At 76.9% G+C, this 13061-nt stretch carries 11 protein-coding genes and 1 riboswitch; of the genes, 4 read left to right on the forward strand and 7 right to left on the reverse strand.

What is annotated here, in order from left to right:
• Positions 1-33: 33 nt before the first annotated feature.
• From ACGFZ2_RS24500 to ACGFZ2_RS24510, 3 genes are all read right to left on the reverse strand, one after another.
• A complete protein-coding gene (locus ACGFZ2_RS24500; protein WP_393264651.1) occupies positions 34-231 on the reverse strand; it encodes a hypothetical protein in 198 nt (65 codons plus the stop codon).
• Positions 232-323: 92 nt separating this feature from the next.
• Positions 324-1250, reverse strand: coding sequence for a GNAT family N-acetyltransferase (locus ACGFZ2_RS24505; RefSeq protein ID WP_393457222.1), 927 nt, complete (start codon positions 1248-1250; stop codon positions 324-326).
• Between the two features lie 46 nt (positions 1251-1296).
• Entirely contained in the window at positions 1297-3852 is a 2556-nt protein-coding gene (locus tag ACGFZ2_RS24510) for a S8 family serine peptidase (protein ID WP_393457225.1), read from the reverse strand.
• An 80-nt stretch (positions 3853-3932) separates the two neighbouring features.
• Here ACGFZ2_RS24510 and ACGFZ2_RS24515 point away from each other — a divergent pair, with 80 nt between their 5' ends.
• The gene (locus ACGFZ2_RS24515; protein ID WP_393457465.1) at positions 3933-5750 is read left to right on the forward strand and encodes a glycerol-3-phosphate dehydrogenase/oxidase; all 1818 of its coding nucleotides are present in this window, start codon (positions 3933-3935) and stop codon (positions 5748-5750) included.
• 160 nt (positions 5751-5910) lie between these two features.
• On the opposite strand, the gene ACGFZ2_RS24520 is transcribed toward ACGFZ2_RS24515, so the two are convergent.
• Positions 5911-7311: an FAD-binding oxidoreductase gene (locus ACGFZ2_RS24520; RefSeq protein ID WP_393457228.1), complete on the reverse strand. Its 1401-nt coding sequence runs from the start codon at positions 7309-7311 to the stop codon at positions 5911-5913.
• Positions 7312-7378: 67 nt separating this feature from the next.
• Between ACGFZ2_RS24520 and ACGFZ2_RS24525 the strand changes: the two genes are divergently transcribed.
• Positions 7379-7702, forward strand: coding sequence for a DUF4031 domain-containing protein (locus tag ACGFZ2_RS24525; protein WP_393457231.1), 324 nt, complete (start codon positions 7379-7381; stop codon positions 7700-7702).
• 75 nt (positions 7703-7777) lie between these two features.
• On the opposite strand, the gene ACGFZ2_RS24530 is transcribed toward ACGFZ2_RS24525, so the two are convergent.
• A complete protein-coding gene (locus ACGFZ2_RS24530) occupies positions 7778-8413 on the reverse strand; it encodes a metal-dependent phosphohydrolase (RefSeq protein ID WP_393457234.1) in 636 nt (211 codons plus the stop codon).
• Between the two features lie 74 nt (positions 8414-8487).
• Between ACGFZ2_RS24530 and ACGFZ2_RS24535 the strand changes: the two genes are divergently transcribed.
• A complete protein-coding gene (locus ACGFZ2_RS24535) occupies positions 8488-9744 on the forward strand; it encodes an aromatic acid exporter family protein (protein ID WP_393457468.1) in 1257 nt (418 codons plus the stop codon).
• Positions 9745-9782: 38 nt separating this feature from the next.
• On the opposite strand, the gene ACGFZ2_RS24540 is transcribed toward ACGFZ2_RS24535, so the two are convergent.
• Positions 9783-11081: an aminotransferase class V-fold PLP-dependent enzyme gene (locus ACGFZ2_RS24540; protein ID WP_393457237.1), complete on the reverse strand. Its 1299-nt coding sequence runs from the start codon at positions 11079-11081 to the stop codon at positions 9783-9785.
• A gap of 46 nt (positions 11082-11127) precedes the next feature.
• Positions 11128-11249: riboswitch (SAM riboswitch) on the reverse strand.
• Between the two features lie 63 nt (positions 11250-11312).
• Between ACGFZ2_RS24540 and ACGFZ2_RS24545 the strand changes: the two genes are divergently transcribed.
• Positions 11313-12776 (forward strand): PrsW family intramembrane metalloprotease, encoded by a 1464-nt coding sequence (locus tag ACGFZ2_RS24545; protein WP_393457240.1) that lies wholly within the window; start codon positions 11313-11315, stop codon positions 12774-12776.
• Positions 12777-12874: 98 nt separating this feature from the next.
• On the opposite strand, the gene ACGFZ2_RS24550 is transcribed toward ACGFZ2_RS24545, so the two are convergent.
• Positions 12875-13042, reverse strand: coding sequence for a hypothetical protein (locus ACGFZ2_RS24550; RefSeq protein ID WP_350706900.1), 168 nt, complete (start codon positions 13040-13042; stop codon positions 12875-12877).
• Between the last annotated feature and the right edge of the window lie 19 nt (positions 13043-13061).

A 13061-nucleotide genomic window follows, 5' to 3' on the forward strand; every position in this document is an offset into this window, starting at 1 on the left:
GCGGGCCGCGTCAGCGGTCCGTCCCTTCCGCCGTCAGGTCGGCAGTGGTCGTTGGTTGCGTCTCTTCTGCGCCCGGCCGTACGGCTGCGGGATCTGGACCGGCTCGTCGACCAGCGCCACCGGCTCGTCGGTCGGCTCGTCGGCGCCGCTCATCTCCGCCTGCTGCTCGGCGTCGCCGTAGTCGAGCCGGTCGAACGGCAACGGGCCGGGGCGTTCGTCGTCCGTGGTCATGGCTGCCTCCTCTACCGAAACGGTAGGGGGCGTCGATCAAAGATGGGGGCGAATGGGGTTATCGGCGTCTATATCCCCTTCGCCCTCCTCCGTCACTCTCCGAGCGTCCTGCGGTACAGGAAGAAGACCCGCTCGATCCGGGCGCCCGCGCTGCCCGAGTAGAACGGCACCGGCCCCACCCAGCCGATCTGCGCCGCCGTCACGCCCGCCGCCCGCTGGTCGCGCAGACAGCGGCGCAGCAGCACCCCGCCGATCCCCGAGCCCTCCGCCGCCGGGGCGGTGCCCATCGGCCCGAACCAGCTCGGCCGGGACGACCCGTACGCCGCGAAGCCGAGCACCTCGCCGTCGCGCTCGGCCAGGTGGCAGCCCGCCCCTTCCCGGCCCACCGAGCCGGCCAGCTCCGCGTCCCAGGCGCCGCCGAACGTGGCGCGGGCGAACTCCGCCAGCGCCGGCAGGTCGGCCGGCTCGGCGCGGCGGACCGAGACGCCCCGGCCGGCCAGCCGTGCCTCCGCCGCCTCCGTGGAGCGCAACGCGGGGGAGTCGTCGTACGACAGGTCGGCGGTCATGTTCCACGCCGTCCGGTCCTGCCGGTAGCCGAGCGCCAGCGCGGCGCAGACCGCCGGGGTGTAGCGCACGTCGATCCCGGGCCAGGCGTAGTACGGCGGGTTCCCCGCCAGCAGCACCTCGGCCGCGCCGAGACCGGCCAGGGTCCGCTCGGCGGACGACAGTAGCGCCCGCCCCACGCCCCGGCGCCGGTGGTCGGGGTGCACCACCACGAGGTCCACGTGCCCGAGCCCGGCGTCCCGCCCCGACAGGGAGCAGACCAGCGCCCCGACCAGCTCCGCCCCCCGGTACGCGCCCAGCGCGACGACCGGCCGGTCGGCGGCCGCCCGGGCCCAGAGCGCGGCCACGAGGGCCGGCGCCTCGGCGGCGTCCTCGGGCAGGTCCAGCGCCCGGCGGCACAGCTCCACCACGGCGGGCGCCCGGTCGGCGGTCAGCTCGACGATCTCCGCATCCATGGTCGCCGACCCTAGAGCACGGGGTGCGGGGGAGGGCAGGGGCCGCTCACCCGCGGGCCGCCCGCACCGCCGCGTACGCGTCGACCAGGCCGGCGCCGGTGATGTTCGCGTCGCCGCCGCAGGTCTCCGTCCGGGAGGCGTACGTCGCGTCGGCCGGGGTCGCCGTGTCCCGCAGGATCTGCCGGGTGCGCGGCAGGTCGCCCACCAGCGCCGGGTTGGCCGACCACATCAGCGCCACGACGCCGGCCACCTGCGGGGTCGCCATCGAGGTGCCGCTCAGGGCGGCGTACCCGCCGCCGGGCATCGCCGACAGCACCTCGTCGCCGGGGGCGACCAGGTCCGGCTTCGCCGCCCCCGCCACCGGTCCACGGGACGAGAAGTCGGTGACCCGGCGCCGCTGGTCCACCGCGCCGACGGTCAGCACGTCCGCGTACGGCGCGGGCGGGTCGTCGATCGAGCCGCAGTACGGGCCGGTGTTGCCGGCGGCGGCAACGACCAGGATGCCGGCGGCCTCCAGGGCGGCGGTGGCCGGCCGGAGCGCCCGCGGGTCGCAGCCCTCGATCGGCGGGCAGCCCCACGAGTTGGTGAGGATCTCCGGGGCGCGCGCCGGGCGCCCGTCCGTGAACGGGTTCCCGCCGGGCGGGAAGGGCGCCAGCATGAACTGGAGGCAGCCCAGGTAGTACCCCGGGTTGCCCAGGTTCCGGTCCAGGTTGACGCAGCCCACCCACTGCGCGCCCGGGGCCACCCCGATCCCCCCTCGGCCCACCGCGCTGCCCACGGTGTGCGTGCCGTGCCCGCCCTGGTCCGTCGGGGAGCGGGTGCCGTCCCACGGGTCGTACCAGGAGTCGTCGCCGCCCCGGAAGCCGGCGGCCAGCGCCGGGTGCCCGCCGTCCACCCCGGAGTCGGAGCTGCCCACCACGATCCCGGAGCCGTCCACCCCGAGCTGCGACCAGACGCGGTCCGCGCCGATCATCCGGACGTTCCACTCCGGGCCGGCCGGCGCGGGCGCGGTGCCCCGACTGCGGCCGGCCGGCGCGGGCAGCGGCCGCACCCGCTGGCTGACCAGCACCCGGGCCACCTCCGGCCGGCGGGACAGCCAGGCCCGCACCGCCGGCCCGCCGTCCACCTCGACCGCGTTGACGAGGTAGTAGGGGGTGTGGTCCAGCCGCAGCCGGCGCAGGTCCCGGCGCAGGTCGGCCTGGGTCCGCTCGGCGGTGTCGACCAGCCGCCGGTAGACCTCGCCGGCCCGCGCGTCCCGGCCGGCCCGCCCGGCCGTCGCCGGCACCCCGTCCAGGTCGGCCTGCTCGCGCAGCACCACGAACAGCCGCTCGCCGTGCAGGCCGGGCTGACCCGCGCCGACGGCCACCGCGCCGACCGCGACCAGCAGGGCCGCGGCGGTCACCCCGGCCACCCGCCGGCTCGGCCGCCGGCTGCGGGGCCGGGCCAGCAGCACGCCGTACGCCACGGCGAGCACGGCCGCGACGGCGAGCCCGGCGCCGGCGGCGGCCGCCACCCAGAACGGCACGTCGCGGGTGTTGGCCAGGACGAGGGTGATCTCCTCGGGATCGGTGCAGGCCAGCGGGCCGAACACGGCGAGCCCGACCAGCCAGCGGGTGGCGGCGCGGACCCCGGCCCGCCCGCCCGGCTCACTTCCGGCGGTGCCCGGCGGGTCGGCCGGGGCGGTGCCCGGCGGGGCGGCCGGGGCGGTGCCCGGCGGGTCGGCCGGGGCGGTGCCCGACGGGTCGGCCGGCGCCGTGTCCGGCGGCGCGGCCGGGGTGGCGGCGGCCGGGCGGCGGGCCGCCGCGTGCAGGGCGGCCAGCGCGAAGCCGGCCGGCGGCAGGGTCAGCAGCAGGGGCAGTTGCGCCCCGGACTGCCCGACCCCGGCGGCGAGGACGAGCAGCGCGACCCCGGCGACCAGCCCGCCGACCAGCACCAGCCGGGCCGGCCGGGGCGGCTCGCCGACGGCGAAGCGGGACCAGAAGGCGTCGTCCAGCAGCGCCCCGGCCAGCACGCCCAGGGCGGCGGCGGCGAGCCCGGCGAGCACCGTCTCCAGCAGCCCGCCGAGCGCCCCCAGCCAGACCCACGGCAGCAGCAACGCCAGCCCGCCGGCCACCCCGAGCAGGGTGGCGGTCGGGGCGGAGGGCCGGTGCGGCGCGGCGGCGCGGCGGGCGAGCGCCCGCAGGACGAGGGCGGCCAGGGCGGCCGTGGCGGCCAGCGCCGCGAGGTACGCCTCGTGGTGCACCGGCGGGAGCGCCCGGAGCAGCCCCAGCGCGCCGAGCACGAGCGCCGCGGCCAGCCAGGCCCGGCCGGTGGCGCGGACCGCCGGCGAGCGGGGCAGCAGGGCGAGCGAAAGCGCGGGCGCGCCGACCAGCAGCACGGTGAACAGCACGGTCGCCGGCCAGAGCCACACCACGCGGTGCAGCCCGGAGGCCAGCACGATCTGGTCGGCCAGCCACCCGCCGAGCTGGCTGACCACCACGAACCCGACCGTCCAGCAACCGGCGACCACCGCCGCCACCACGGGCCACGGGCTCGACCGGGCCGGCGCGGCCGTCGGGAGCGGGGCGGGCTGACCAGCGGGGAACGGGGGGCCGATCTCCATTCCTCAGACAGTACGGCGCGGACGGTGTGTGCCGCCGGTGTGGCCGTGACGGTTACCGTGGACGGGTGCGCGACCCCAACGTGTCCCGAACCGAGGCCAGCCAGCTCTCCCCGGAGCGCCGGGCCGCCGACCTGCGCCGCCTGCGGGCCGAACGCTTCGACGTGCTGGTCATCGGCGGTGGGGTGACCGGGGCGGGCGCCGCCCTGGACGCGGCCTCGCGGGGGCTGAAGGTGGCCCTGGTGGAGGCGCGCGACTACGCCGCCGGCACCTCCAGCCGCTCCAGCAAGCTGATCCACGGCGGCCTGCGCTACCTGGAGCAGCTGGAGTTCCACCTGGTGCACGAGGCGCTCACCGAGCGCGGCCTGCTCGCCACCCGGCTCGCCCCGCACCTGGTGCGGCCGGTGCCCATCCTGGTCCCGCTGCCCGGCGGGCGCGGCGCGCGCGACCTGCCCGGCCGGCTGTTCCGCCGCTCCTACTACGGCGCCGGAGTGGCGGCGTACGACGCCTTCGCCGGGATCTTCGGCGGCGGCCGGGGCATGCCGCTGCACCGCCACCTGACCCGCGAGGGCGCCCGCCGGGTCTTCCCCAGCCTGCGGGCCGACGCGCTGGCCGGCGCGATCCGCTACTACGACGGGCAGGTCGACGACGCCCGGCTGGTGGTGACCCTGGCCCGCACCGCGGCCAGCCTCGGCGCGACCGTGGTGCCCAGCGCCCGGGCGGTCGGGCTGATCCGGCAGGCCCGCGAGGTCACCGGCGTCCGGGTCCGCGACCTGGAGGCGCCGGCCGGCTCCCCGGACGCCGAGTTCGAGGTGCGCGCCCGCACCGTCATCGCCGCCACCGGCGTGTGGAGCGACGACATGTCCCGGATGCTGAACGACGTCGGGCTGCGCCCCGGCATCCGCGTCCGGGCCTCCAAGGGCGTGCACCTGGTGGTGCCCCGTTCGGCGATCACCGGCGAGGCAGGGCTGATCCTGCGTACGGCGACCAGCGTGCTCTTCGTCATCCCGTGGGGCGGGCACTGGATCATCGGCACCACCGACACCGACTGGCGGCTCGACCGGTCCCACCCGGCCGCCTCCGCCCGGGACATCGAATACCTGCTGGAGCAGGTCAACACCGTGCTGGACCGGCCGCTCACCACGGCCGACATCGAGGGCGTCTACGCCGGGCTGCGGCCGCTGCTGGCCGGCGAGGCCGACTCCACCTCGAAACTGTCCCGCGAGCACGCCGTCTTCGAGCCGATGCTCGGGCTGCTGCTGGTCGCCGGCGGCAAGTACACGACGTACCGGGTGATGGCCTCGGACGTGGTCGACCGGGCCGCCCACCGGCTCGGCGCCGTACGCCCCTCGCGTACCGCCGACCTGCCGCTGCTGGGTGCGGACGGCTACCCGGCGATGTGGCGGGGTCGGGCGGACCTGGCCCGCCGGCACGGGATGCCGGTCGGGGTGGTCGAGCACCTGCTGGAGCGCTACGGCACCCTCACCCTGGAGCTGCTCGCGCTGGTCGACGCCGACCCGCTGCTCGCCTCCCCGCTGGCCGGTGCCCCGGAATACCTCGCGGCCGAGGTGACGTACGCGGCCCGGGCGGAGGGGGCGCTGCACCTGGAGGACGTGCTCACCCGGCGGACCCGGATCTCCATCGAGACCGCGCACCGCGGCCTGGAGTCGGCCGGGCACGCCGCCGAGCTGATGGGCGCGGTGCTCGGTTGGGACGAGGCCACCCGGGCCCGTGAGGTGGAGCACTACCGGGCCAGGGTGGAGGCGGAACGCCAGTCCCAGCTGATGCCCGACGACGCCACGGCGGACGCCGCCCGGCTCGGCGCGCCCGACGTCCGGGGCTTCGCGGCCGACCGCGGCTCGGACGACGATCCCGTCGAACTACCGTCGTCGTCCCGCTGACCGTTCCCCCACCCCAACCTTCGACGGCCGACCGCGGTGTCCCGCCGCCCCGCGCGGCGCCCCGCCACGCCTGGCGGCTACCGCCGCGCGTCGGCCCCGGCAGGGGCCTGTCAGAGGGTGAGTCAGACCGGCGGGGTGACCCGCTCCCACATCTTCACCGTCAGAGGACCTTGCCGGGGTTGAGCAGGCCGGTCGGGTCGAGCGCGGCCTTGATCGCCTGGTGCACGGCGACGCCCACCGGGCCGATCTCGCGGGCCAGCCAGTCCCGCTTGAGCAGGCCCACGCCGTGCTCGCCGGTGCAGGTGCCGCCCAGCTCCAGGCCGAGTCGCATGATCTCGTCGAAGGCGCGCCGGCCGCGCTCCAGGCTCGCCGGGTCGGCCCGGTCCACCACGATGTTCGGGTGCATGTTGCCGTCGCCGGCGTGACCGACGACGCCGATCGGCACGTCGCACTCCGCCGCGATCCGGGCCACCCCGTCCAGCAGCGCCGCCAGCGCGCCCCGGGGCACCGCCACGTCGTCGATGACCAGGCCGCCGTTGCCACCCGGGTAGGCGTCCGCGGCGAACCTCTCCATGGCCGGGTGCGCGAGCCGGCGGGCCTGCAACAGGGCGGCCGCCTCCACGGCGTCGGTGGCCGCGTACACCTCGTCGGCGCCGGCTGCCTCGCAGACCGCGGCCAGCCCGGCCAGGTCGTCGGCCGCCCGGGCGCCGGTGTCGGCGGCGGCCAGCAGCAGCGCCTGCGCGTCCGTCCGCAGGCCCATCGGCCGGTACGCCTCGATCGCCCGCAGGTGGGTCTGGTCCAGCAATTCCAGCAGGCTGGGGGAGAGGCCCCGGGCGGCGATCTCGGCGACGGCCGCGCCGGCCGCGGCGGTGGACGGGAAGACCGCCACCATGGTCAGCGACTCCGCCGGGGCGGGACGCAGCGCGACGGTCACCTCGGTGATCACGCCCAGGGTGCCCTCGGAGCCGACGAAGAGCCGGGTGAGGTCGTACCCAGCGACGCCCTTGGCCGTGCGCCGGCCGGTGCGCAGCACTTCGCCGGAGGCGAGCACCACCTCCAGGCCGAGGACGTACTCGGTGGTGACGCCGTACTTGACGCAGCACATGCCGCCCGCGTTGGTGGCGACGTTGCCGCCGATGGTGGAGGACTCCCACGAGCCGGGGTCGGGCGGGTACCACAGCCCCTGCTTCGCCACCGCGGCGGCGAGCGTCGCGTTCACCACGCCGGGCTGCACCACGGCGATCCGGCTCACCGGGTCGATCTCCAGGATGGCGTCCATCGCGACCGTACTGAGCACCACCGCGCCGTCGACCGCGTTGGCCGCGCCGGCCAGCCCGGTCCGCGCCCCCTGCGGGACCACCGGCACGCCGTGCCGGGCGGCCGCCCGCAGCACGGCGGAGACCTGGGCGGTGTTGCGGGGACGGACGACCACCAGGGGCGTGCCGGCGGCGCAGAGATCCGCCTCGTCCCGTTCGTGCATCCGGAGCAGGTCCGGGTCGGTCAGCACGGCGTCGTCGCCGAGCGCCGCCCGGAGGTCGTCGAGGAGAGGGGGTCCGGCCATGCCGCCGAGGCTACGGTCGGCCGCACGCGACCGACAACCGGCCCTCGCACCGGGTAGTTTGGCCGGCATGCTCTACCTGGACCGGCCCGCCTGGCCGTGGCGGGGGCGGCTCTGGTCCCACCTGATCAGCGACGTCTCCCACGCGGAGGTGCACGCCTTCGCCGAGGCGCTGGGGGTGCCCCGCCGGGGTTTCGACCGGGACCACTACGACATTCCCGCCGAGCGGTTCGCCGCGGCGGTCTGGCTGGGTGCCCGGGTGGTGCCGAGCCGGGAGCTCGTGCGCCTGCTCCGGCAGGCCGGCCTGCGCCGACCGAAGCACCTGACCCGCCCCCGCACCCCCGCCGCCCACCCCTCCGCCGATCTTGCAGTTCCGGCCCTGTCTATGCGGTGATTCACGGCTTTCGCCCGGGCCGAAACTGCAAGATCGCGGAGGCCGAGGGTGGGGGCCGGGGGTGGGGGCCGGGAGTCAGTGGAGGGTGGCCAGTTCGCGGGCGAGGTTGGCGCGGGCCCGGGCTTCCCAGCGGGTGGCCAGCGGCGGCAGCCGGAACAGGGCCGGCAGGGCGAGCAGCCCGGCGAGCACCCGGGCGCGGCCGGCCCGGAAGGCCGGGTCGGGCACGTGCGCGTACTCCCGGCGGATCGCGGCGGCGTAGTGGTCGTACGCCCCGGGTGGTGCGGCCAGGACGGCGAGGTCGGCGTCGCAGAGCAGCGCGCCGTCGGCGTCGCCCGGGTCGACGGCGTGCCCGGCGGTGAGCAGGACCAGCCGGCGGACCTCGGCCACGGCGTCGGCCGGCAGCCCCGACCGGGTGAGCAGGGCGTCGGCGAGCGCCGCGCTGTCCCGCTCGTTGGCGTCGCCCTCGGCGCGCGGGTTGTAGACCGCGTCGTGGCACCAGGCCGCGAGGCGCACCAGGTCCGGCCGCGCGGCGGACGACGCGTGCGCGTCGACCACGTCGAGGACGACGGTCAGGTGGGCGACCGTGTGGTGGTGCCGGTGCGGTTCCCGCCAGCGCCCCAGCAGCTCCGCCCCGGCGCGGTCCCGCTGCGCCGGGTCGGTCGCCCCGGCGCCCCGGGCCGCCGCCCGCCACCGGTCGAGAAGGTCGGCCATGCGGCCGAGTCTGCCGCACCGCCGCCGACACGGAGGATTCACCCGCCCCGGTACGGGTAGTCCCCGCCATGGCCGTGGCCCGGGACCGTCGACTCTCGCTGGTGCGGCGCGCCATCCGACGCGACGGCGGAACGGACATCGACGCGGCCCGCATCGCCGACGCGATGGAGAAGCTGCGGCACCGCGGCAGGGCGACCCTGCACGACCGGCTGCACCGGGTGCGGATGGCGTGGGGCCTGGCCGTGCAGGCCGGCCTCGCCGCCGGCCTGTCCTGGTGGGCGGCGCACAATCTGCTGGGCAACCCGGAGCCGGTGTTCGCGCCGATCTCCGCGGTCGGCACCCTCGCCGCCTCGGTCGGTCAGCGGCTCCGCCGCACGGTCGAGCTGATCGTGGGGGTCGCGGTCGGCGTTGCCGTCGGCGACTTCCTCATCTACCTGGTCGGCGCCGGGGCGTGGCAGCTCGGCCTCGTGGTGACCGGGTCGATCGTGCTGACCATCTTCGCCGGCGCCAGCGTCTCCATCGTCATCCAGGCGGCGGCCACGGCCGTGCTGATCGTCACGCTGAGCCCGAAGACCGCGAACCTGGAGATCCCCCGGTTCGTCGACGCGTTCGTCGGCGGCGGGATCGCGTTGCTGGTCACCTCGGTCCTGCTGCCGCTCAATCCGCTCCGGGTGATCAACCGGGCCGCCCGGCCGGCGCTCGACCTGCTCGCCGCCCAGCTCGACGGCGCCGCCGACGCCCTCCGCCAACGGGACCGGGACAAGGCCCAACAAGCCCTGGACCGGCTGCGCAACAACCAGGAGGAGCTGTCCACCTTCACCGAGGCGATCGAGGGGGCGAAGGAGACCGCCGTCCTCTCGCCGGCCCGGTGGCACCGGCGGGACGAACTCACCCACTACGCCGAGGCCGCCGACCCGATCGACCGGGCGATGCGCAACGCCGGCACGCTGATCCGGCGCGCGGTCACCCTGATCGAGGACGAGGAGCCCGTGCCGGAGCCGATGCCGGATGCGGCGGCCCACCTCGCCGAGTCGGTACGCCTGCTCAAGCACGAGTTCGCCGTCGGCGAGGAGCCGGAGAAGGCACGGGAGCGGGCGCTGCGCGCGGTGAGCGAGGCCGGCCGGGCGTACGCCGAGGGGGTGGGCTTCTCCGGCAGCGTGGTGATCGCGCAGGTGCGCACCACGGCCAGCGACCTGCTGGTGGCCTCCGGGATCAGCCAGGAGGAGGCGAACCGCCTGGTCCGGAAGTCCTTCGGCGACCAGGACACCCCGAGCGGCCAGGCCGAGCCGGCCGCCGCCCCGAAGCCGCCCACCGCCCCGCCGGTCGGCTGACCCGCCGCCCCGCGGGTCAGCCGTGCGGCGGCGGTCGTTCAGGCCGCCGCGGCGAGCGCGGCGAGCAGCCGGTCCACGTGTTCCGCCGTGCTGCCCAGGCCGACGCTCGCGCGCAGGGCGGTCGGCGGCAGGTCCCGCCGGCCGCTGCGCGCCGCCGCCTCGGCGAGCAGTCGCCGGGCCAGCGGGTGGGCGCAGAAGAGGCCGTCGCGCACCCCGATGTCGTGGTTGCCGGCCAGCTCCGCCGCAACGTCCGCCGAGTCCCGGCCGGCCACCACGAACGACACGATGCCCACCCGCGGCGCGTCCGGCCCGAAGGTGCGCAGCTCCACCACGTGCGGCAGGGCCGCCAGGCCGCGGCGCAGCCGGGCCAGCAGGGCCTGCTCGGCGTCGTGCAGCGCCGCCCGGTCGGCCCCGGCCAGGGCGCCGCAGACCGCCGCGAGGGCGACCGCGCCGAGCAGGTTCGGCGTGCCCGCCTCGTGCCGGGCCGGTCCGGTCGCCCAGCGTACGTCGTGGGTGGCCGCGCCGACGTGACCGGTGGCGCCCCCGCCGGCCAGGTACGGCGGCGCGGCGTCCAGCCAGTCCGCCCGCCCGACGAGCACGCCCGCGCCGAACGGCGCGTACAGCTTGTGGCCGGAGACCGCGAGGTAGTCGACGTCGAGGGCGGCGATGTCCACCGGCGCGTGCGGGGCGAGCTGCGCGGCGTCCACGGCGATCCGGGCCCCGTGCCGCCGGGCCACCCGGGCCAGCTCCGCCACCGGCCAGCGCTCGCCGGTCACGTTGCTCGCCCCGGTCACCGCGACGAGCACGGGCGGGTGGCGGTCGGCGCCGGGGCCGCCCCCCGCGCCCGGCCTGCGCAGCTCGGTGAGGGCGGCGTCCAGCGCCCGGACCGCCTCGGCCGGCTCCCGCGGCACCGGCAGCCGGACCGATCCGCGCGGCCAGGGCAGCAGGTTCGCGTGGTGCTCCCCGCCGAAGGTCACCACCGTGGTGCCGGCGGGCAGCACCCGGGCCAGTAGGTTCAGCGCGTCCGTGGTGTTGCGGGTGAAGAGCACGTGGTCGCCGGCGCGGGCGCCGAAGAAGTCGCCGACGGTCTGCCGGGCGCGCTCGTAGGCGAGGGTGCAGCGCCGGGACAGCGCCCCCGCGCCGCGATGCACGCTGGCGTACCAGGGGAGCAGCTCGGCCACCGCGTCGGCGGCGGCCCGCGCGCACGGCGCGGTGGCCGCGTAGTCCAGGTTGACCTGGCCCGGCACGCCGAGCACGTCGAGCGGCCCGGCGGTCGCAGCCGGCGGCGCGGTCCGCGTCGGGTGCGGCGCGGGCGGGGGTACGAGGGTGACGGTCATCGGCCGACCTCCGGGTCCGGGGACCCCGGGTGGGCACACCGGGCGGGGTCCGCGCTTGCCCGGCACGCGAATCGGGCCGGGCCCGGTCATCACCCGGGGCACCCCACCGCGAACCTCGACGAGGGTTGCCGGCCAGCAAGCCGGGGCTTGACGCTGGCGCTCGTGACCTGCCAGCAGCATAGCGCGCGGATGCGCCCGGTCCAGCCGGCCGGGGGTGACTACGCTGACCGCATGGCCGACACCCCGCCCGGCGCACCCCTGCCGCCGTCGCCGACCGTGCCCGCCGTCCCGCCGTCGGGCGCGGCCGCTCCCCGGATGCCGCTGCGCCGGCTGGGCTGGCGGCGGGCCCTGGTGCTGGCCGGGGTCGTCCTGCTGATCGCCGCCTGCGCGGTGTTCATGGTCTTCACGCTCGGCGAGAGCCTCGGCGTGCAGGCGCTGCTGATCGGCCTGGTCGCGGCGATCCTCCCGGTTCCGGTGCTGGTGGGCTGTTTCCTCTGGCTCGACCGGTACGAACCGGAACCGCTGAAATACTTGATCTTCTGCTTCGCCTGGGGCGCGTTCGTCTCGACCGCCGCCTCGCTGACCGTCAACGAGTTCTCGTCCGGGCTCTTCGACGACTGGGGGCTGCCGACCGCGCTGACGGCGGTGCTGGTCGCGCCGTTCATCGAGGAGCTCACCAAGGCGCTCGGGCCGATCCTGCTGCTGATCTTCCGCCGCCGGGAGATCTCCGGGATCACCGACGCCCTGGTCTACTGCGGGCTCTCCGCGATCGGGTTCGCCATGGTGGAGAACATCCTCTACCTGGGCGGCTACGGCTACGCCACCGGCGTCGAGCGGTACGGCCCGGCGACCGGCACGCAGCAGGTCATCGCGATCTTCATCGTCCGGATCCTGCTCTTCGGCTTCGCCCACCCGCTGTTCACCTCGATGACCGGGGTCGGGCTGGGCATCGCCGCCCGCACCGCCGACCGGCGCGTCCGGGTGCTCGCCCCGATCGCCGGCCTGCTGCTGGCGATGATGCTGCACGGCCTGTGGAACCTGCTGCCCACGCTCACCCAGGCCACCGGCGAGGCGCTGATCATGCTGTACGGCTTCATCGGCGTGATGGTGCCGATCTTCTTCGGCATGGTCGGGCTGGCCGTGTGGCTGCGGGCCTGGGAGGGGCGGCTCACCGAACGCACCCTGCCGGACTACGTCCGGGCCGGCTGGCTGACCCCGCCGGAGGTGGCGGCGCTGAGCAGCCTGGGGCGACGGCACGCGGCCCGGGTGTGGGCCAAGCGGGTGGCCGGGGACGCCGGCGTGCGGGCCATGCGCGGCTACCAGTTCGCGGCGACCCGGCTGGCGCTGCTGCGCGACGGCGCGCTGCGCGGCCTGGACCGCAGGCCGGCGGACCGGGAACGGACGGCGCGGGAGGAACGGGAGCTGCTGGAGGCGATCGCCGCGTACCGGTCGTTCTTCCTGGGGAGGGATCCGCAGGCGCCGGCCGGGATCTGGGACGGGCACCGCTACCACCTGCGGTTCCCGGACGGCTCGCAGCGGCCGGTCGAGGCGCCGGACGAGCCGGTGGTGCCGATCCCGGTGGTGCTCGCCCCGCCGCCCCCGGCCTTTCCCGCCGGCTACGGGGCCCCTGGCTACGGCCCGCCCGGCTGGCCCGGCGCGCGACCCGCGGGTCCCTGGCCGCCCGGTCACCACTGACTCCGGTCCCTGGCCGCCCGGCCACCACTGCCCCGGTCCCCGGCCGGCGGTCACCGCTGGGGCGGCGCCCCTGGGTCGCCCCGTGGTGGTCCGGGTCGTCAGGTCATCAGGCTGGTGAGGAAGTCGCCGAGGCCCTGCGCCATCGCCATCAGCCCCGCCCCGATCGCCTTGAACATCTCCGCCGCGCCCTCCGGCCGGAACGCCATGAAGTAGATCAGGAACGCGACGCTTCCCCAGAGCAGCAGCTTCTTCACGAATACCGGCATCGTCCCTCCCCAGGGCCGG

The sequence above is a fragment of the Micromonospora sp. NPDC048063 genome, from assembly GCF_043202855.1.
Lineage (GTDB): Bacteria > Actinomycetota > Actinomycetes > Mycobacteriales > Micromonosporaceae > Micromonospora.

What these genes read in the sequence shown, in the direction of transcription:
- ACGFZ2_RS24545 (WP_393457240.1), top strand. Translation starts at nt 11,313, where the DNA reads ATGGCCGACACCCCGCCCGGCGCACCCCTGCCGCCGTCGCCGACCGTG.
- ACGFZ2_RS24510 (WP_393457225.1), bottom strand. Translation starts at nt 3,852, where the DNA reads ATGGAGATCGGCCCCCCGTTCCCCGCTGGTCAGCCCGCCCCGCTCCCG.
- ACGFZ2_RS24520 (WP_393457228.1), bottom strand. Translation starts at nt 7,311, where the DNA reads ATGGCCGGACCCCCTCTCCTCGACGACCTCCGGGCGGCGCTCGGCGAC.
- ACGFZ2_RS24550 (WP_350706900.1), bottom strand. Translation starts at nt 13,042, where the DNA reads ATGCCGGTATTCGTGAAGAAGCTGCTGCTCTGGGGAAGCGTCGCGTTC.
- ACGFZ2_RS24540 (WP_393457237.1), bottom strand. Translation starts at nt 11,081, where the DNA reads ATGACCGTCACCCTCGTACCCCCGCCCGCGCCGCACCCGACGCGGACC.
- ACGFZ2_RS24500 (WP_393264651.1), bottom strand. Translation starts at nt 231, where the DNA reads ATGACCACGGACGACGAACGCCCCGGCCCGTTGCCGTTCGACCGGCTC.
- ACGFZ2_RS24530 (WP_393457234.1), bottom strand. Translation starts at nt 8,413, where the DNA reads ATGGCCGACCTTCTCGACCGGTGGCGGGCGGCGGCCCGGGGCGCCGGG.
- ACGFZ2_RS24505 (WP_393457222.1), bottom strand. Translation starts at nt 1,250, where the DNA reads ATGGATGCGGAGATCGTCGAGCTGACCGCCGACCGGGCGCCCGCCGTG.
- ACGFZ2_RS24525 (WP_393457231.1), top strand. Translation starts at nt 7,379, where the DNA reads ATGCTCTACCTGGACCGGCCCGCCTGGCCGTGGCGGGGGCGGCTCTGG.